The sequence below is a fragment of the Bacillus infantis genome (assembly GCF_008180445.1).
In the GTDB taxonomy this organism is placed as follows: Bacteria; Bacillota; Bacilli; order Bacillales; family Cytobacillaceae; genus Bacillus_AB; species Bacillus_AB infantis_B.
The window spans coordinates 1-19,542 of the sequence record NZ_VTER01000014.1; the positions used below are offsets into that span (position 1 = coordinate 1).

Consider the following 19,542-nt stretch of genomic DNA (forward strand, 5'->3'; position numbering starts at 1 on the left):
TAATGCTGGTTTAATCTCGTTTCCTAACAAATACTGTGCAATCGCAGGGGTCTTATAAGCAGCGTCCGCGGCTACAGCTTCAGGCTTTCCAACTTTCTCAATTACTCTCTCCACCAAAGGCTCGAGGATATGACTGTCATGCATATTTCCAGGAGTGACAATAGCACCAAGTACAAACCCGTTACGGTCAGCTGCAGCGTGGTAGGAATAGGCGAATTGTTTCGTCCGTTCATCCTTTACATAGTAACCGCTGTCCGGGTCGGTTGTGCTCTCTTTGATTTCCTTGTACTCTTCTTTTTCAAACTTGTCCGGAGGAAAAGGTTTTTTCCCATGAGCCTCACGGTCCTGGTTGATCTCTTCATTCAGTCTTTCCTGATAAGCACGAGTCTCTTTCTGTACAACCTTCTTGGCAAACTTCCTCTTGTTTGCACTTGCTTTTACATGAGTGGAATCAACAAATACGTGCTCAGGTTTGATCAATCCTTTGGTGGTAGCTTCATCAAGAATCCTGTAAAAGATCAGTTCAAAAAGGTCACTATCTTTGAAACGTCTCTCATAATTCTTGCCGAATGTTGAGAAATGAGGGACCTTATCATAGAAACCAAAGCCAAGGAACCAGCGATAAGCCATATTTGTTTCTATTTCTTCAATGGTTTTGCGCATGGAACGGATGCCGAATAGGTATTGGATGAACGTCATTTTTATCAATACGACCGGGTCAATACTTGGGCGGCCGACTTCGGAGTACATATCTTTCACAAGTGGATAGATAAATGAAAAATCAATCGCATCCTCAACCTTGCGAACCAGATGGTTCGAGGGTATAAGTTGGTCAAGAGCAATCATTTCAATTTGATCCCGTTGGATTGAATTATTCTTAGTCAGCATTTTTTTCACCTCAAGCATTGGTATATCTTATATTTTATAAAAAAATAGACTGTAGGCAAACCCGAATTTCTTCGAGTTTGTCTACAGTCTGAACCTTTCCCAGTGCGGGAAAGGTTTTTTGTTTGGAGATTATTGAGTACATATCTTTCACAAGTGGATAGATAAATGAAAAATCAATCGCATCCTCAACCTTGCGAACCAGATGGTTCGAGGGTATAAGTTGGTCAAGAGCAATCATTTCAATTTGATCCCGTTGGATTGAATTATTCTTAGTCAGCATTTTTTTCACCTCAAGCATTGGTATATCTTATATTTTATAAAAAAATAGACTGTAGGCAAACCCGAATTTCTTCGAGTTTGTCTACAGTCTGAACCTTTCCCAGTGCGGGAAAGGTTTTTTGTTTGGAGATTATTGGGATATTATGTCACTACTGCGAAAAAGCTGGTCACGTGAGCACATCTGGTCTCTTGGATGCATGACTGGGCTTTTTTTCATCTGGCGATGTATCCCAGACGGGCTTTCGCATACATGACTGGGCTTTTTTTCAACTGGTCATGTATCTCAGCCCGGCTCCCGCATACATGACTGGGCTTTTTTTTAACTGGTCATGTATCTCAGCCCGGCTCCCGCATACATGACTTGGCTTTTTTTCAACTGGTCATGTACCCCAGACGGGCTCCCGCATACATGACTGGGCTTTTTTTCTTCTGGCCATGCATCCCAGACGGGCTTTCGCATACATGACTTGGCTTTTTTTCAACTGGTCATGTATCTCAGCCCGGCTCCCGCATACATGACTGGGCTTTTTTTCTTCTGGTCATGTACCCCAGACAGGCTCCCGCATACATGACTGGGCTTTTTTTTCAACTGGTCATGTATCTCAGCCCGGCTCTCGCATACATGACTGGGCTTTTTTCAACTTGTCATGTATCTCAACCGGGCTCTCGGATGCATGACTTGGCTTCCCTTCGACTGTTCCTGTACCCCAGCCGCACTCCGGATGCATGACCCAGCAGCAAAATCAGAAGTCTTGCCCCCTATCATCCTTTGCGAAAACGGCGTCACACCACTTCATTTCGGAAATCTGATCCTAAAGAGCGTCCCTCGATTTCTTTCGCTTTCCACCTCAATTTCCCCATTATGAAGCTGGACGAGCTGTTTGACGATGGAAAGGCCGATCCCGAATTCTCCGAACGTGCTGCTTGTCCTTGACAGATCGGCTTTATAGAAACGGTGCCAGATCGATTCAATTTCCCCTGGATCGATGCCGATCCCAGTGTCTTCAATCTCAATGACAGTTTCTTCATCCCCTTTCCGCCCTCTCAGCCACACAGTTCCCCCATCGGTGAATTGGATGCTGTTCTTGACAATATTGATGATGATTTGGATGATGCGGTCATAATCTGCTTTTACATATAGCTCCTCATCTGCATCAAGCACGATTTCAATCCCTTTTTCTTCAGCCTGGATATCAAGCTGCTCCTTTACTACTTCAAACAGATCCAGTACCTGGATATTGCCGATGTCCAGCTTGATCTGGTTGGAGCGGATCTTCTCATAATCAAGATTCTCATTCACAAGCCTGATCAGCCTTCTCGCTTCCCGGTCAATCAAATCCATGCCCTTTTGCTTTTCCTGCTCAGGTATGAGATTGTTCTTCAGGCCTTCTGCCATGCCGCTGATGGTCGTGAGGGGCGTCCGCATTTCATGTGATACATCTGCAATGAACGTTCTCCGCCTGTTTTCAAGCCGTTCGATTTCTTCATTGGAGGATCTGAGCTTTGCGGCCATATGGTTGAAATCTTCTGCAAGCTCCCCTATTTCATCAAACTGGGTGTTTTTGATATTAACATTATAGTCCCCCTTGGAAATCATCGAGGTCGCATTCCTCAATTCTTTAATGCGTTTGAGGAGATTTTTGGACAGCACCCAGCTCAGTAGAATTGTCGCAGTCAGACTGATGATGATGGTATACAGCAGGAATTTATTCAGCTGGCTGGCCATTTGGAGTGCACCGCTAATCGGCGACATGAGGAGAATTCCCCCTGTCATTCTGCTGTCATGCATATAGGGTATAGCTACCAGGGTCACTTCCTGCTCAAAGCGTTTGATGTCATGCTTGATTGAGATTGAATGACCGCCGGCAAGCCTTTGCCGCTCCTCTTCTGTGAATAATAAGCTGAGCCCCCTCGTCTGGGGATAGATGACACCGTAATTCGCGTCAAACAGATAATAGTTGATATTGCGCGCCCTCAGCAGCCTGCTGTACTCTTCCAGAAACCGCTCATTGCCCACCGGCCTGACAGAAAGCTCCTTCAGCACCTGTTCGCCATATGCATTCAGCTCCTCCGTCTTATTTTGAAAAACATAATTTTGGACGAACTGGGTGAAAAGCAGGCTCAATAGCAGGAAAGCCATGATCAGGATGCTGATATGGCTGATCAGGAGCTGATAGAAATATTTAATTTTCACCTGCGGCCTCCGATTCATCAAATTTATAGCCTATTCCCCATACCGTATGGATGAACGGCTGGGTTGTGGTGCCGATCTTTTTGCGGAGGCGCTTGATATGCACATCGACTGTCCTCTCATCCCCATAAAATTGATATCCCCACACCCGGTCCAGCAGCTGCTCCCTGGAAAAGACCTGCCGCGGGTTTTTTACAAAATAATAAAGCAGGTCAAATTCCTTTGGCGTGAGATTATTCAGAGGCTGGCCTTTGTAGAGCACTTCTCTCGTATCCTTGCTGATTTTGAAAAACTGGCTTGAGATATAGTTTGCCTCCTCCTGCTTGGAGGAATCAGCCTGGTACCTCCTTGTTACAGCCTTGATCCTCGCCATGAGGGCAAGCGGGCTGAATGGCTTTGTCACATAGTCATCCGCTCCCATTTCAAGGCCGAGCACCTGGTCTGATTCACTGTCTTTCGCTGTCAGCATGATAATGGGGACTGTGCTCAATTCCCTGATTTTCCGGCAGAGTGTAACACCATCCATGACAGGCAGCATCCAATCGACGATGACAAGATCCCATGATTCTTTATTGAACGCATCAAAGCCCTCCTGGCCGCTGTGGACAAACCTGCCTGTATAGCCTTCTTTCATAAAAAACATTTCAATCATCGAGCAGACACTTTCATTATCTTCAACTACCAATATTTTCATTCTCATTCACCATCCCCGGACAACCGCCCGTTAATATAATGAGACTCTGCAGCACATCAGTACAGACTGCAGCCGAATCTCTGATAAAACGATAGAAATCAGGATGCACATCAATGCTCGGCATCCTCCCTGTACTTCCGGGCTTTTATACTCATATTAAACCAAAAAATTCTCTATATCCAATTCCTCGGCCCCTGTAGAATCTTTCACCTTCCTGTATGGTGCAGGAGAGCCACACTTGGAGAATGCATCAGAGTTGTTTCCAGCTTCGCCAATTAGATAAAATAAATATATTGCTGTAAAATCCTGCATCCCGCATTAAGGACAGAAATATGTTACACTGAATAACATTAAGTACCCGGACTTTCAATACTTTAATTTATTTTCTTTATTAAGCCCTTAAAATATAATTATATTAACACATTTTCAGAGCTGAACTCCCACCTTCCACAGACTTGGCACAGGAGCAACAGCGAAGGAACAGCCGACAGAACTTCCTTGCCACGCGACCAATATTTATCGAAGAAGGTGGTCATAATGGAACAATACGCAAAACAGCTTACTGATGCCCTGCTGTCAGGAGACCAGGATGAAGCATGGGAAATTATATATGGACATCACAAGCATTCAGCCAATACACTTGAAATTTTTGAAAAGCTGATTACTAAATCCATGCAGCGGGTCGGCGAGCTTTGGCAGAATGATGACATCTCTGTTGCCGATGAACATCTGGCCACTACAACATGTGATTTTGTGCTATCACGATACAGGCATCAGGTTTCCAGGGAAGTCCAGCCGAAAAAAGGAAGGAAAGCGATGTTTTTCTGCCTTGAAAATGAACAGCACTTTCTCGGCCTGAAGATGGCAGCCATCATCTTTGAAGAAAAAGGATGGGAAACAAGGCTGCTTGGCCCGAATGTTCCTTTAGAGAAAGGCAAAGAGTCGGCAGAAGAGTGGCAGCCCGATGTAATAGGACTGTCCTTTACCATGATCAATCATGCCGAGAAGCTTTCCATTTATGTAAAAGAACTTGAAAGCCTCACGCACTCGCCTGAAGTATTTGTCGGGGGCCGGCTGCTCAAATATTACGATTTTACCAGCCATTGCTCCAGCAAAACGACGCTGTTGAAAGAGCTCATAGACATTGAGCAGTGGATTCCAACTTTACCTTTTGGAGAGGAATTGAATGCAAGATAATAAGCTATTGCCACTTCCCTATTTTAAAATAAATGAAAAACTTGATATCCTCGAAAGCTCTGCTGAGGCGGACAGCCTGTTCCTGCCTGCCGGAAATCTGCTGGAGCTGATTGATGACGAAAGTGCAAAAAAAGCGAAGACTGTCCTCCTGAATAAAATGAAGAGGCGGACAGAGCTGAATATGAAGACCCACGCTTCCCCTTTTGCTTTAGTTACAGTGCATATCAGCTGGAACGGGGATATTGCACACCTTCTGCTGATTGAGGAAGATGATAAGATAAATATCCTTGCCGGCCAAGTGGAAAAGCACAGGCAGCGGCTTGCTGAGACAAATCTCGACCTTCTTGAGAGCAAGGAGACTGCTGAAAGGTCTTACAGAAAGGTGCTTGAGCTTTCCAGCCCATTCATCCATATTTCAGATGAACTTGTGCTCATCCCGCTCTTTGGAGAGCTCTCAGAACAGCTGATCAACCAGAATAAAGACCGGCTGCTTGACCTCCTGCATGATTCGAATGTAAATCGTATCCTGGTTGACTTCAACGGTGTCGGCAGCATCTCGCGTCACGGGCTGATCCTTTTTCAGCAGCTCCTTTCACAATTCAGTCTGCTGGGTGCAGAATCCGTCCTGATCGGCATCAACCCTGAGCAGGCAAAAACCATCCATAATAATTTCCCTGAGCTTGAAGCCAAATATATCAATAGCCTGCATAAAGCTATAAAAAAAGGATTATAAGGAAAAATGAGAGGAGGGCCTCACTGAGGCCCTCCTCTCAACATCACTGCTAACCTAGGAAATGGTGTGTTAACTTATGAAAAAACAGAAATCAAAAGCCCGGACTTGGCTGACTACACTGAGAAAAAGAAAAAAAATGACACAGGAGGAGATTGCTTCTAAATCCTTCATTGACAGGGCGTATTATGCACAGATTGAGAATGGAGACAGAAATCCCAGTGAAGAAATCAGACAGAAAATAGCCAGCATCCTTGACTTTCACCCCTCCACTTTCATTCTTGCAGATGAGAGTCCCTTCCGTTTTGCTATGGAGCAGGCCCCCATGGTCATTGCCCACTGCGATCTTGATTTAAGATATACCTGGCTATTCAATCCTCATGCTGACTTTTCTTCAGAAGAGTCGATTGGAATGCGTGATGATGAGCTGGCCGACAACAGCGGGACCCGGGCGCTTATGCAGCTCAAACAGAAAGTGATTGAAACCGGACAGAGTTTTCGTGAGGAGATTACATTTCCCCTCTCAGATGGAGAATTGACCTATGTCGTTTTTGCCCGCCCTTTACTGAACGGTGAAGGCAAAATTATCGGTGCAGCCACTGCCTCCACAGGAATCTCCTCGACAGACGCCGATACATAAAAAAGGGCGATGCTCAAAAAGCGTCGTCCTTCTGCATGCGGCCCTTAAACCCACTCTGATATTTGTTCTACGGCAAGACGGTTGGTTGGCCGTCCCGGCTTTGCTGCTTTTCCGACAGTGATCAGCATGATCGGGACATAACGGTCTGACACACTGAACTCTTCAATAAATGCCGGCACATTAAAGCCGCCGATCGGGCATGTATCCAGGCCCTTTGCTTTTGCTGCCAGCATCAGCTGCATGGCCGCCAGTGAAGCATTGCTGAATGCTGCATCTCTGGCTTTACTTTTATCTTTATAAGCTCCTTCAACCTGCTTGATGAGGATTTGCTTGATTTCTTCCGTCATAAGGCCGTCAGAAACATCCTGGCTGAAAACCGGTTCAGCGTTTTTATTTGCCTCCAAATCCCCCAGCACGGCAAAAACAGCTGAGGCCTCCACGATTTGCTGCTGGTTGTAAGCGATCGGCAGCAGGCGCTGCTGTGCCTCCCCACCATGAAAAACAAGGAATTTCCAATGCTGCAGATTCCATGCTGACGGCGCTTTTGCAGCCAATTCAATAAGCTCTTCCACTTCACCCTTCGTAAGCTTGCTTTCTGGGTCATAATTTTTAACGGACCTGCGCCCGGCTGCTATTTCAAAAAAATCTGCTGTCTGCTGTGCCATTAAGTTTCACTCCTAAAAAAGAATCGAGTTCATACAACCTCGATATTATAATGAGAAAATATTTACCGTCAAGCAACTCCACTTCAGACAGCGGCAAAATATAGCAATAGAGGCCGCTCACAGCGGCCCCCTTACTATATCCAGGCAGCATGCTCCCTATTCCCATCAGGCAAGATAGACGAAATATGCCAGAAAGGCCGCGAACAGCCCGTACATGATCGGGTGGATTTCTTTTCCTTTTTTCAGGGCAAGCATTGCGGCCGGATATAATATGAAGCCTAACGCAATCCCTGTTGCAACACTGAAGGTGAGCGGCATCATAAGGATCGTTACAAACGCAGGTATGGCGATTTCAAGCCTGGTCCAGTCAATCAGCCGCACTTCGGATGCCATCAGGGCCCCCACAATGATAAGGGCCGGAGAGGTTACTTCAGCCGTAATGACACCGAGCAGCGGCGAAAAGAACAAAGCAATGGCAAAGCACCCGGAAATGATAACAGAAGTGAATCCGGTCCTGCCCCCTGCCGCAATACCTGAGCTGGATTCAATCATGGATGCTGTCGTGGAAGTTCCGAGGACGGAACCAACAACCGTAGAAGCAGAATCAGCCAGCAGCGCCCGGCCCGCGTTCGGGATTTCATTATTTTTCATCAGTCCCGCCTGGCTGGCAATTGCAATAAGGGCTCCGGCGGTATCAAAGAATGCGACAAACAGAAATGTGAAGATGACGGCCAGCATTTCCGGCGTAAACACCTGATCCAAATGCAGGAACACTTCCCCGAAGGTCGGTCCGAGGCTTGGGATAGGCCCAACCACTTTCGTTGGAGACTCAATCACCCCAAAAATCATGCCCCCAGCAGCAGAAACGACCATTCCATAAAAGATTGCACCTTTTATTCCCTTTACAAGCAGGATGACAGTAAGGATAAAACAGAAAACAGCCAATAAAACAGCAGGTGATCTCAGATCGCCGATCGATACGAATGTTGCTTCATTTCCCACAATCAGTCCGGCGTTTTTCAGCCCGATAAAAGCGATGAAGAAGCCGATTCCCGCAGCAATGGCATGCTTCAGGTCCCCGGGAATGACATTAATGATTTTTTCGCGGATTTTCAGGAGACTTAAGATAACAAACAGCACACCAGATACAAATACGCCTGTCAAGGCTGTCTGCCAGGGAATTCCCATCCCGATGCATACAGAAAAAGTAAAGAACGAATTCAGTCCCATGCTTGGCGCTATCCCGATAGGATAATTGGCAAGCAGGCCGATCAAAAGCGAACCAATGATGGCAGAAAGAGCTGTAGCTGTGAAAACAGCTCCTTTATCCATCCCGGATTGGCTCAGGATAATAGGATTGACGATCAGGATATAAGCCATGGATAAGAACGTAGTGATGCCGGCAACCGTCTCCTGTCTATATGTGGTGCCTCTTAGAGTGAATTGAAAGAAATTGGACATTTGGCTCCTCCTGCAGAATTATTTTTGAAGTTGTTTCTCTTTAGGCTTATTGTTGTCCAGAACTGAAACAAAAAAAGCCCCGCTTTTACAAGCGAAGCCGCGGCGCAAATATACAGGAAGCCCCAAAAAAGAATACGGGGAAAAGCTTAACCTGTAGACAAGCCATTTACGGCAGCTTGGTAGAAACGTCCAGACCTTATTTCCGGACATATACAGTAATAAATATTTTATGAATATAATGTTGCCATTCTAACAAGCAGAATCCGGAAGCGTCAATTTAAAAATAAATTCAGACTACTGATATCGTTTTCGGGGCCTGCACCGTCTCTTGGTTGAATTTTACAGAACTGCAGTGCATATTCACTGTTAAACCCGGAGCAGAATGGGTATTAAAGTGATAAGGACTAAATAGATAAAGAAAGGAAGGTGCAGAATTTGATCATCGTCTACATCAGTTTAGCCATTTTTGCCGGAGCCCTTATTTATCTCGGCATCAGCGCCTTTAAAATTTATAAGGATTCCAAGCCCGCTATCCAAAACCTGACAGAGACAGCTTCAAGGCTGCAGAAACAGACTGAGAACATTAAAACTCAGACAACTGAGCTCACGGCTCACCAAAAGGAAATCCAGCAGGATATCCAGACGAAAAAGGAAAAGGTCAAACATGTAGTTGTGCAGGCAAAGCAAACCCCAAAGCTGTTTAAAAAGCTTTGGACGAAGCGCATCCCTTATGTGAACAAGTTTAATTAATCCAAAAAAAAAAGGAACCTCCTAGGTTCCTTTTTTTATGCTTCAGTTGAAGTAAGCGGCAGCCTTTTCCTTTGCGCGTGCCGTAGGGCTTACCCGCTCCCGGTGATAGATAGCATTGATTTCGCCGCCTACCACAAGGGTAAGCCCTGTCAGATAGAACCAGAGCATAAGCACGATGACTCCCCCAAGGCTTCCATAAGTACCTGAGTAATTGGCAAAATTGCCGATATAGATGGAAAGTCCAAGGGAGATCAGCTGCCAGATGACGGTTGCTGCAATCGCTCCCGGTATAACATGCTTGAAAGGATAATGCTTATTCGGCGCCAGCTTGTATAGGACAGAAAGTACAGCCGCTATGACGATTATGGCGACAACCCATCTCAAAACCGAAAACAGGATTTGCAATTCATCCGGGATATTGATGAAAGATTGGACAAGATCCAAAATTACATTTCCGAATACAGGAAGAACCAGGGCAACGATCAGGGAAAAAATAAGGCCGAGTGTAAGGCCGATCGAAATGAGTCTTGCCTTGATGAAGGAACGGGTCTCCTCGACATCAAATGCCTGGTTCATCGCCCGTATGAACGCCTGCATTCCGTTGGAGGCCGACCATAATGTACCGATGATACCGAAAGTCAGCAGCCCGCCGCTCGGCTGTGTCACTATGTTCACGACATTTTCTTCAAACACAGCTGCAGTTTCGGAAGGCATGACGGTCTGCAGAAAGGAAATGGCCTTTTGCGGATCAATATTCAGATAAGGCACGATGGACAGCAGCAGAATGAGGATCGGGAAAATGGAGAGCATATAATAATATGCCTGCTCAGCTGCAAGTCCTGTTGCCCTGTCCTCTTTTATTTCCTTTCCCAGTTTTTTTAAATACGCTATCATTTTTTTCATTTGTGATTCATCAACTCCTGCCAGCCCGCTTAAATGGGGTTATGATTTATTGTCCTTTTCCCCCTAACAGCGTCCTCTAACCGCCTTATTCTATTTTCCAATGTATTACCAAAGATAATTAGGAGGGAACCTGCTATGGCTACCTCAGCATGCACTGCAGGCCATGCTCAGGAATTCACTATTGCGCGCGTCAACTGTACAAATTTCATAAGTTCCTTAATAACAAAAAATCCAGCCTGGCTTCAGGCTGGATTCAAAAATGATTATTTAAAGATCAGGACCTTTCCGACTGTTCCGTCAGCACTTTCTCCTGTAACACGGAATTTAAGCCCTTCCTGAGGCACCTTCCGGCCCACATCTGCGAGACCTGGATTGCTGTAGTCAGCACTGTCGTCAAACAACGGCGTTTGCTTTGTCTGGTTGTCCTTCAGGCTCAGCCCCTGGTTTAAATACTCTATCAGCATTTTACTTGATTTGTTCAGGCTGAAGGCTGCATCATGCATCTGGATGCGGTTGTTGGCAACTGAACCGTCGTTCCACTTCAATGCATGCTGATCTGCATCCACAACGCCGAGATATCCCTCGCCCGGATGAATGCCAGTCCAGTTATCTGTGAAAGAATCATCGACATACCATACGACAAGGCCTTTATCATAGCTGATCAGGCTGTCGCCGCGGCGCACATGGGCAAGTCCTGCATCCACTCCATTATGAGATCTCCATTCAAGAAGATAGTAATGGTCTGAATAAAATTTCCCTTGGTCTTTAGTGAATCCTTCCAGCGAAAATGCAGATTCTCCTTCTGCATCATCCTTCAGGACTTCCTTTCCATCGGCTGTTATAAGGATATCGTCCGCATAGAAACCTGGCATTGTGGCAGCAACATCTGTGTAGTAATGGAATTTAACCTCGATTTTCTTGCCTGCAAATGCAGACAGATCAAAGCTGCCATCCTTCCACCCATTTGAATTCCCTGTGATGCCAAAGCCCGGATTTTGGTTATTCGGGTCTGTACCGGTTGTAAGATTGCCCTGAATGGATACCCATTCCTCAGTCCCCTGCTCACGGACCTGGACTGAAGCGTAGTCCCAATCTTCTTCAATGTCATACCAGGCCTTGAAGGAAAGCTCAGCCTCCGAAGCGCCGGTAAGATCGATTGCAGCCGTCATTGAGTTATTCAGCTCGTCGCCGCTGCCGCTGAAATACTCATAGGAACCGCTCGCTGGTGTATTGACGATATTTTCTTTCTGCGGAAGATCGATTCTGACCGCGTCATTATTTTTCCCTTTGGTTACGCCCTCATCAAGGAGAACTTCCACTCCTTTGGAGGTGACGTCCTCAGATGAAATGGTTTCACCAGTAAGCCAGTTGCCCCCATGCCAGTTCTGAAGCATCAGTTTCGCGTAGGCACTGAATCCTGTAGGCTCTGTACCAGGAACATCTCCTGCCCAGCTTCCGCTTGACATGATCGACCAGTAGGCTACCGGCTCTCCCTGCCCTGTATATTGTGTGTCATACTCATCAGGCAGGCCTAGGTCATGTCCGTATTCGTGAGCAAACACACCTGCTGCCCCGTCCTCAGGTTCAATCGTGTAGTCCCAGGCTCCCAATACGCCGCCCCAGCGGCCGCTGTCGGATTTAGCTCCTTTAACCGCTACCGGGCCTGATCCAAGTTTAGAACGGTGAGACCAGATGGCATCCCCGCCAAGGGAGCCTCCGCCTGCTTCTTCTCCAACACCTGCATGGATGACCATAAGATGGTCGATAAGGCCGTCCGGCTCATTATAAACGCCGTCTCCATCATAATCGTCACGGTCCCACTGATCATACTCAGTCAGGTTCACATTCGGATCCTGCGCCGCTTTATTCAATGCCTCCATCACAAGGCTTCTGGCAGCCTTATCATTCCCATCCGGTGCAGGCACATTTTCTCCGTAATACTTTGCAGGGTGATCGGCTGTGTACCAGCCGGCAACCTCCCCATCCACCGAATAGCTGCCGCCGGACTGCTGTTCATAGTACTGCTTCATGGATACGAGGTTCTGGCCTGAAGGCCCTTCATAGCCTTCCTCCCCAAAAATCATATCCTGAAAATGTTCTAAAGGATAATCTTCATAGAACATATCAGACTCTTCTTTCGTAATGGAGCTGTGCTTATAATCCTGGAACTCGATGGCAAGGACAAGAACTTTATCTTCTCTTGTATCTCCTTCATAATTTTCCTTTTGTACCGGATCAACATGAGCCTTTTTAGCTTGTCCAAGCTTATTGCCCTTGCCGTTTTTCAATCCGTTTCCTGGTTTGCCTTTTTCCTGCTCAGAGACATTAAGCTCTTTTCCTACTTTGCCGGCTGGAACCTTAGCTGCATTCTCTGCTTTGGCCTTCAGGAATTTTTTTAGTGCCTTATCAGCTTCTGAATGGGTAGCGTTTTTCGAAATCTTTCCCTGCTTTTTCAAAAGCTCTATTAATCTTTCATCATTGGCGATGCCTAAATCTGCCTGCGCTCCTGCATATGGGCTGGATACAGCATCATAAGCCTGAGCTTTTTGGGCAGGTGCAAATGCACCGGCTGAAAATACGCTCAGCCCCATGGCTGCAGCCAATACAGCAGAAGCGGCCTTCCTTCTTTTTTTCAATATGATAGCCCCCTCTAAGTATTCTGACAAATCTTGAAGTCTAAATTGTCTAATAACGAGTATACTTTTATTTCGAGGCTCGAACAATGAATCATTCGCACTATTATTTATATATTCATATAATTTAAAATACCTAGTTTCCCCAATAAATATCAGATATAAATGGATTATTATAAAACCTTACTGATTGATAAATTATTCTAATATTTTTTTAAAAGAAAAATAAAACTCCCCTGAAAGGAGAGTCTAATGGTTGTTCGCTAATTCAGGATTCCGGTTCATAGCTGCTATGAGAAGCACGCCGCTTATCAGCAATAAAAAGCTTGTTACATAAAAGACAGACGAAAACCCGAAATATCCGGAAAGGAAGCCGCCAAGAACCGGCCCGATAATATTCCCGAGAAAACGAAGGCTTGTATTATAGCCCAGCACCTCTCCCTGCATGCTGACAGGCGCTTCCTGGCGGATATAGGCAATCCTGACAGGGATGATTCCGCCAATGGCAATGCCCAGGAGGAACCGGATGACCACGAGCTGCCAGATATTCGTTACAAAAGCTCCTGGCAGATAAACGATAGCCGCCATGAACAGCAGAAATACCAGCACCTTCAGATACCCGGACTGATCACCGATCTTGCCCCATTTTCTTGCCATAAGCAGATTTCCGAGGCCGGCTGCTGAGAAGGCAATCCCCGAGAAGAAAGCAATGTTCTCATGGCCGTGAAGTTCATTCACATACAAAGATAGTATCGGCTGGATGCTGAAGTGGGCAATCTGAATGAGCATGCTGATGAAAAGCACAGTCAAAAGGACCGGATTTGCCGCTATATGCCTGATGACCTCTTTGCTGGAATAGCTCGTTTTGGAACCCTTTTTGAGTTCAACCTTGAATTCTTTCGTAAAAATAACAAGAACTGCCGAGATAAAAATGGAAATCGAGGTCCATTGAAAGGTTGTCGCATATCCGAGAGAGTCAGCAAGGACCCCTCCGAGCATCGGGCCAAGCAGCGAACCGGTTATGCTTCCCGTCTGCAAGGTGCCGAGGACCCTTCCTGCAATCCGCTGCGGCGTCTGAGTGGAAATGAACGCCTGGGAAAGGGAAATAAAGCCCGTAAACATCCCCATAAACAATCGAAGCATGAAAAGCTGCCATACACTAGTGACATATCCCATCATAAAGATAGAGACAGCCATGCCAAAACCTGAGATAAGCAGGATCTTTTTTCGCCCGTATTTATCCCCGATCCTTCCCCAAATCGGTGAAAAAAGAAAAGCAGTCACAAAAGTGATTGCAAAGGTCCATCCTGACCATTGCTGGACATATTCCTCTGAAAAGTCGCCGAAGGTTTCTATATATAAAGAGATAAAAGGCAAAACCATTGTCATGCTGGCTGCCACAAAAAAGTTGGCAAACCACATAATCATTAAATTTCTTTTTGCTGCCAGTTCCTGATTCATCCACTCCACTTCTTTCGTCTTTTGAATATTTCGCTATACTAAATATTATCATACCGAAATAATCTGATATTGAAAACAGATTTTCATATTATTTTCCACAATGCCTGAAAAACAAACAAAAAGACGCTGCAGCTGCAGCGCCCTCTCTGAATCTATATCAGTTCAGCACCCATTTATCTTTAAGGAATAATGAGCGGGAGAAGATGAACACAATCACTATAGAGACAGCCGTACTTGCAAGTGTTAGAAGGATATTCTCCATATTGACACTCCCGTGGAGCAGCTCATTGATCAGCGCATGGATGTTCACAAACGGGATCAGAAAATGTTTCATAGTCAATTCATTGATGCCTACGCCGCTCAGGAATAGAGTCGGCACAATTGCAAGCATCATGATCGGTGAAATATAATTCTGCGCTTCCTTTACCGTCTTCGCAATGATGCTGACGACCATTTGCAGGGCACCCATGAACAAGGCGAACAGCAGGGTGATCACAATCGTCACAGCGATAATCGTGAACGTATTGTCCCCAAACTCCAGGGCAGCCTTGAGTTTTTCGGTCAGGAAAATGGTTTCCAGTACAATTGCTGCTACTGATACAATGCCTGCAATCATGCCGATTGTGGAGATTGCGAGCCATTTGGCAAACAGAAGCTTGATCCTGCTGACCGGTGTCATCAGCAATGCTTCCATTGTTTTTCTGTCCTTCTCGCCTGCAAATAAGTCTGAAGCGGCAGGATACGCGCCGGATGCGATTGCAATTGTGATGACCATAGGCAGGAAGCCCGCAAGTATTCCGACAGAAGCGGCATTTTCATCTTCATTATTGATTTCAGTTACCTGAACATCGATCGGCTGAATAACTTGTGGATCCACCCCTGCAGCTGTCAGCCTTTCCGAAACCAGTGCATCGCTGTACGCATTCAAAGCCCCTTCAAGCTGTGACATCACATAAGCAGAGTTCTGGCTGAGAGAGTCACCTTTGATGACTGCGGTACCCGGCTCCCCGCCTTCAGGATTTTCAAAGAATTGGCCGCTGAATTCAATGGCTGCGTGCGCCTTCCCGTCTTTTACAGCCTTCCCGGGATTGGCATACCCGCTCACCTCAAGGTTAGGAATGCCTGATACGAGCTCCAAAGCTTCTTCGCCTGCAGCATCGCTGATGGCAAGGGTATAGGTTTCTGAACCATCATCAGACATCATTTTCTCATAAAATAAGGTAAGGCCCGTCAGCAGGAGGATCGGGAGCAATACGCTCAAAAGCAATGTCCTCCGGTCCCTTAAGATATCCTTCATTTCTTTTATATAAATATTACGAAGCATAATCGTTCCCCCTCACCAATTTTGATTCAAAAATATAATTCAAATCTGAGCTTCCCTCTTCACGGTAAAGATCCTCGAGTCCGCCCTTATAAACCATTTCACCTTTATGGATCATGACCACTGAGTCGCAGAGCATCTTCACTTCCTCCATAATGTGGCTGGAAAAGATGATTGTTTTCCCCTGCCTTTTAAGCGAGCTGACAAGCTGCCTGAATACATTTGAAGAAGTAATATCAAGGCCGGTTGTCGGTTCATCGAACAAGATGATTTCGGGATCATGGATAAGAGTCCTCGCAATGGCAACCTTTTGCCTCATCCCTTTGGAGAATCCCCCTACCTTCCTGTTCAGATAGTCTTTCATGCCAAACATCACTGCAAGCTCATCGATTCTGACCTTTGTTTCATGGCGGCCAAGACCGTAAAGAGATGCAAAATACTCAAGATTTTCCCTGGCGGTAAGGCGGTCATATAATCCGGTTTCCCCGCCAAACAGAACGCCCATACGCTTCTTAACCTCATCTGGCTGTTTAACGGTATCAAAGCCGCCGACTGAAACGGCACCCTCGGTCGGCGTGTACAATGTGGCAATCGTCCTCAGCAGTGTTGTCTTCCCTGCTCCATTTTCACCGAGGAGGCCGACCACCTGGCCTTCACCTACTGAAAGTGATATATGCTTCAGTGCAGTGACATGCACCTTTTTATCTTTGAATCTTTTCGTTACTTCCTTTATCTCGATCATCTTTTTTGCTCCTTTCCTGCTCTCTTTGTAGCTTAATCTTACCTGTCTGATCGCATCACCGCTTCGATTCTGTCGCAAAAATGCCATTTCATGTCGTGAAAAGGATGTTTTCTGTCCAATAGATGGTAAAATAGAATCGTAATTTCATTGACGAGAGGCGAAACTATGATAAGAGTGGGACTGGTTGATGACCGGCCGATAGATTTAGACAAACTGTATGGAATCCTGTCCAGCATGGAAGGGGCAGAGATTGTTTTCTCAACTACCTCTGCAGAGGAAGCTTACGAACGGGTCAAAAGAGAGGAAATCGACCTCCTGATCGCGGATATTGAAATGCCTGGCCTTTCAGGATACGAACTGGCTGATATTATTCATACATATGCCCTCAATATTGCCGTCATTTTCGTGACTGGCACGAGCGGCTACGCGGTCCATGCCTTTGAACTGAATGTCCATGATTATATTATGAAGCCATTCACAAAAGACAGGCTTGAAAAAGCCGTCCTCCGATATATTGAAAAAAGCCGGACACCGGAAATTTCCGGCCGGCTGTTTCTCAGGCAAAAAAGCGATATCCATATCATCCAGAAAAAAGATATTATCTTTATTGAGCGTTCCGGCCGATCAACCACCATACATACAAAGCAGGAACAAATTAAAACATACCAAACGCTGAATGAGCTTGAAGGCGAGCTCCGTGAAAGAGATTTTATCCGCTCGCACCGTTCATTCATTATCAATATCCATTATGTAAAGAACTTTTCTTTGTACGCCAAAAACTCCTATGTTGTTTTTTTTGATGGGACAACAGAGAAGGCAATGATTACAAAAGAGAAGATAGATTTTTTGCAGGATCACTATTTTTAACAGGCTATGCCTTTATTTTAGTTGAAAAGGGGAAGATGGATTTTGCGCTCTCAGATAAACAGCTCAGCGCCTGCCCTCCTGTATTCGGTGCTATTATCCGCTGCCGGAGCCGGCTGCTTTATACTCCTGGCACCGCAGTGGAAGCCGTTGATGACAGGTGCATTGGCATTCATGATTTTTTCTGCCATCCTTTTCTTTTCGGTAAAACTGAACTCCTCCAGCTTCCACCCAGCCCTTGGAGCGTTATTTTTGGTTTTTCAGCTGCTAGTCCTTCTGGCTGCAGTCCTGTCCGGCTCAAAGGCTGCTATTGCAGCTGCAGCAGGAGCAGCAGTGCTGGCAGAAACAGCCAGATGGTACAGCGGGAAGATCATTTTATCATCAGGTGCACGCCTCAAAGAAAAGGAGATGGAGGTGCGGCAGCTCAATGATACCTATCTCGCTGTTCGCAAGCAGCGGCATGATTTCCTGAAGCATGTCTCGGCTGTCCAATATATGCTGGATAAAGGGCAATTCAGCGAAGCAAAAGCGTATTTCGGGGGGCTCTTGTCCGGATATGAAGAAGTGAATCTGGCCATCAAAGGGGAAAACGGCCCTGTTGCCGGTGTGCTGCACCATATGCAAAAAGAGGCCTCTGCAGAAGGCGTAAGCATCCACTACGATCTGGAGCTTCCCCTTTCTTCTCTCCCCATGAAAGATGAGGATATTGCCGCATTAGCCGGCAATATCCTGTCCAACAGCATTGAGGCTGCAGCTGCCTATAAAGCTTCCGGCTTGGAAGATGCATACGCAAGGCTCCAATTTTACAAAAGAAGCGGACTTATGATTTTGACCTGCTCCAATAGTACGCTGCCTGTCCCACAGTCCATCATAGACTCTTTGTTTGAAAGATTCGGCATGTCTACTAAGGAAGGTGAGCATGAAGGGCTTGGCACAAAAATCATTAAAGATATTGTCCTTTCCTACAATGGCTTCCTGGATTATACCCATAAAGGGCATTCTTTTGAAGTTAAAATAAAGATTCCGCATATCTCCTAGTCAGCAGGAAATCCCCCCATTCGCACAATGGGGGGATTCCTTTACTATTTATGGCAGCAGGCCAGCGCCTTTCCGGCACATTTTTTATTGGACAAGGTGAACCCTGCTACTTGAAAGCCATTTTTTTGAAGCAGACGGACTCCCATATTCCGCTCCAGCGGGGAAGCGCAGATAAGATGGATCTTCCTTGCAGGGATGTCATCAAGATTTCGGACAATATAAGGGACAGGAAGATTCACAGCACCCGGAATCCGTTCCTCATAGCCCTCATTGTAATCCCTGATATCAAGGATCACATGGTCCCCGGGAATTTCATCCACCCTGCGGCACGGCACCTTGAGGACTGGAATATAACGATTGTAGAAAGGAACCGCTAGCAAAAACAAGAAAACGATCAGCATATATATCATCTTTTTTGTACCTCACTGAAGTTGGTGATATTTCCCTTAGTTTCACATTAGATTGGTGTATCGGCACTTCGATCATATACGCCTTCAGGTATAAAATCAACTCAAATGTCTGCAGCTGCCTGTACTTTTTTCTCCATGAAAAAAGCCGGTTCAGCCCGGCTTTTTCAGATGATCATAAGATCTGTTTTTTTACACTTCAAATGTCTGTCCCAGGCTCAGCTGGCATTTTGCCCGGAGCCAAAACAGTTTTGCACTTTCCTTTTATGCTGCCATGCTGCGGCAGATTTCAGCGCATTTTAAGCAGGCATCTGCGCATCTCTGGCAATGCTCATGATCGTGCTTTTTGCACTCTTCTCCGCATGCCTCGCAAATATCGGCGCAGACAGCGCAGATCTGTTTTGCAAATGGGCTGTCAGATTGCATAGCCTTAGCCGCGAACGCGCAAAAATCGGCACACTCCCGGTCAAGCCTGATGCAGCGGGCCATCATCTTTACATCCTCTTCCTTCAGACAGGCATCAAAGCACATATTGCATGCATCCATGCATTCAAGACAGGCCTGTATACATTCTTCATAAACTGAGTTTGCCAATTGAATCCCTCCATTTTATCTTTCTACTCTGATACCACTTTAAATAGAAACAAAACAAACAGGCAGTCAAATTCCGGCCGCCTG

General features: G+C 46.0%; 18 protein-coding genes, 1 pseudogene and 1 riboswitch. Of the genes and pseudogenes, 6 read left to right on the forward strand and 13 right to left on the reverse strand.

The genetic code is table 11. The features are described from left to right. The 4 genes and pseudogenes from FZD51_RS21810 to FZD51_RS21825 form a co-directional block, all read right to left on the reverse strand. On the reverse strand, positions 1-888 hold an 888-nt coding region (locus tag FZD51_RS21810), incomplete at its 3' end, for an IS1182 family transposase (protein WP_148976676.1). 133 nt (positions 889-1,021) lie between these two features. Continuing rightward, a pseudogene (locus tag FZD51_RS21815) lies at positions 1,022-1,168 on the reverse strand (IS5/IS1182 family transposase); the annotation flags it as partial. Positions 1,169-1,960: 792 nt separating this feature from the next. Continuing rightward, the gene (locus FZD51_RS21820) at positions 1,961-3,361 is read right to left on the reverse strand and encodes a sensor histidine kinase (RefSeq protein ID WP_148976677.1); all 1,401 of its coding nucleotides are present in this window, start codon (positions 3,359-3,361) and stop codon (positions 1,961-1,963) included. After that, on the reverse strand, positions 3,351-4,052 hold the full coding sequence (locus tag FZD51_RS21825; protein ID WP_148976678.1) for a response regulator transcription factor: 702 nt from the start codon (positions 4,050-4,052) through the stop codon (positions 3,351-3,353). The genes FZD51_RS21820 and FZD51_RS21825 overlap by 11 nt, the downstream gene beginning before the upstream one ends. 537 nt (positions 4,053-4,589) lie before the next feature. On the opposite strand from FZD51_RS21825, the gene FZD51_RS21830 reads away from it, so the two are divergent. The 3 genes from FZD51_RS21830 to FZD51_RS21840 all read left to right on the forward strand — a co-directional run bounded on the left by FZD51_RS21830 (position 4,590) and on the right by FZD51_RS21840 (position 6,619). Beyond that, entirely contained in the window at positions 4,590-5,249 is a 660-nt protein-coding gene (locus FZD51_RS21830; RefSeq protein WP_148976679.1) for a cobalamin B12-binding domain-containing protein, read from the forward strand. After that, entirely contained in the window at positions 5,239-5,982 is a 744-nt protein-coding gene (locus FZD51_RS21835; protein ID WP_148976680.1) for an STAS domain-containing protein, read from the forward strand. Before FZD51_RS21830 ends, FZD51_RS21835 begins: the two co-directional genes overlap by 11 nt. A gap of 76 nt (positions 5,983-6,058) precedes the next feature. Next, positions 6,059-6,619 carry a helix-turn-helix domain-containing protein gene (locus tag FZD51_RS21840; protein ID WP_148976681.1) on the forward strand — a complete coding sequence of 187 codons (561 nt, stop codon included), beginning with the start codon at positions 6,059-6,061 and terminating at the stop codon, positions 6,617-6,619. Between the two features lie 44 nt (positions 6,620-6,663). On the opposite strand, the gene FZD51_RS21845 is transcribed toward FZD51_RS21840, so the two are convergent. Next, positions 6,664-7,284, reverse strand: a complete 621-nt coding sequence (locus FZD51_RS21845; RefSeq protein WP_148976682.1) for a nitroreductase family protein — start codon at positions 7,282-7,284, stop codon at positions 6,664-6,666. 165 nt (positions 7,285-7,449) lie between these two features. Continuing rightward, positions 7,450-8,745 (reverse strand): NCS2 family permease, encoded by a 1,296-nt coding sequence (locus FZD51_RS21850; protein ID WP_148976683.1) that lies wholly within the window; start codon positions 8,743-8,745, stop codon positions 7,450-7,452. A 134-nt stretch (positions 8,746-8,879) separates the two neighbouring features. Further along, a riboswitch (purine riboswitch) is annotated at positions 8,880-8,981 on the reverse strand. 199 nt (positions 8,982-9,180) lie between these two features. Here FZD51_RS21850 and FZD51_RS21855 point away from each other — a divergent pair. Beyond that, complete coding sequence (locus tag FZD51_RS21855; RefSeq protein ID WP_187445863.1) at positions 9,181-9,495, forward strand: DUF948 domain-containing protein; 315 nt, start codon at positions 9,181-9,183, stop codon at positions 9,493-9,495. A gap of 42 nt (positions 9,496-9,537) precedes the next feature. Here FZD51_RS21855 and FZD51_RS21860 read toward each other — a convergent pair whose 3' ends face one another. From FZD51_RS21860 to FZD51_RS21880, 5 genes are all read right to left on the reverse strand, one after another. After that, positions 9,538-10,398, reverse strand: a complete 861-nt coding sequence (locus tag FZD51_RS21860) for a YihY/virulence factor BrkB family protein (RefSeq protein WP_148976685.1) — start codon at positions 10,396-10,398, stop codon at positions 9,538-9,540. 263 nt (positions 10,399-10,661) lie between these two features. Further along, on the reverse strand, positions 10,662-12,989 hold the full coding sequence (locus tag FZD51_RS21865) for an immune inhibitor A domain-containing protein (protein WP_420886293.1): 2,328 nt from the start codon (positions 12,987-12,989) through the stop codon (positions 10,662-10,664). Positions 12,990-13,280: 291 nt separating this feature from the next. Beyond that, positions 13,281-14,492 (reverse strand): MFS transporter, encoded by a 1,212-nt coding sequence (locus tag FZD51_RS21870; protein WP_148976687.1) that lies wholly within the window; start codon positions 14,490-14,492, stop codon positions 13,281-13,283. A gap of 157 nt (positions 14,493-14,649) precedes the next feature. Next, positions 14,650-15,816 (reverse strand): ABC transporter permease, encoded by a 1,167-nt coding sequence (locus FZD51_RS21875; protein WP_148976688.1) that lies wholly within the window; start codon positions 15,814-15,816, stop codon positions 14,650-14,652. After that, complete coding sequence (locus tag FZD51_RS21880; RefSeq protein ID WP_148976689.1) at positions 15,806-16,555, reverse strand: ATP-binding cassette domain-containing protein; 750 nt, start codon at positions 16,553-16,555, stop codon at positions 15,806-15,808. The genes FZD51_RS21875 and FZD51_RS21880 overlap by 11 nt, the downstream gene beginning before the upstream one ends. Positions 16,556-16,720: 165 nt before the next feature. Here FZD51_RS21880 and FZD51_RS21885 point away from each other — a divergent pair, with 165 nt between their 5' ends. Beyond that, positions 16,721-17,422: a LytR/AlgR family response regulator transcription factor gene (locus FZD51_RS21885; protein ID WP_148976690.1), complete on the forward strand. Its 702-nt coding sequence runs from the start codon at positions 16,721-16,723 to the stop codon at positions 17,420-17,422. Between the two features lie 42 nt (positions 17,423-17,464). Continuing rightward, positions 17,465-18,457: a sensor histidine kinase gene (locus FZD51_RS21890; protein ID WP_262381052.1), complete on the forward strand. Its 993-nt coding sequence runs from the start codon at positions 17,465-17,467 to the stop codon at positions 18,455-18,457. A 44-nt stretch (positions 18,458-18,501) separates the two neighbouring features. Here the strand turns inward: FZD51_RS21890 and FZD51_RS21895 are convergent, their stop codons facing one another. Together FZD51_RS21895 and FZD51_RS21900 are read right to left on the reverse strand one after the other, a co-directional pair. After that, on the reverse strand, positions 18,502-18,867 hold the full coding sequence (locus tag FZD51_RS21895) for a rhodanese-like domain-containing protein (protein ID WP_148976691.1): 366 nt from the start codon (positions 18,865-18,867) through the stop codon (positions 18,502-18,504). A 261-nt stretch (positions 18,868-19,128) separates the two neighbouring features. Then, positions 19,129-19,458 (reverse strand): four-helix bundle copper-binding protein, encoded by a 330-nt coding sequence (locus FZD51_RS21900; protein WP_148976692.1) that lies wholly within the window; start codon positions 19,456-19,458, stop codon positions 19,129-19,131. Between the last annotated feature and the right edge of the window lie 84 nt (positions 19,459-19,542).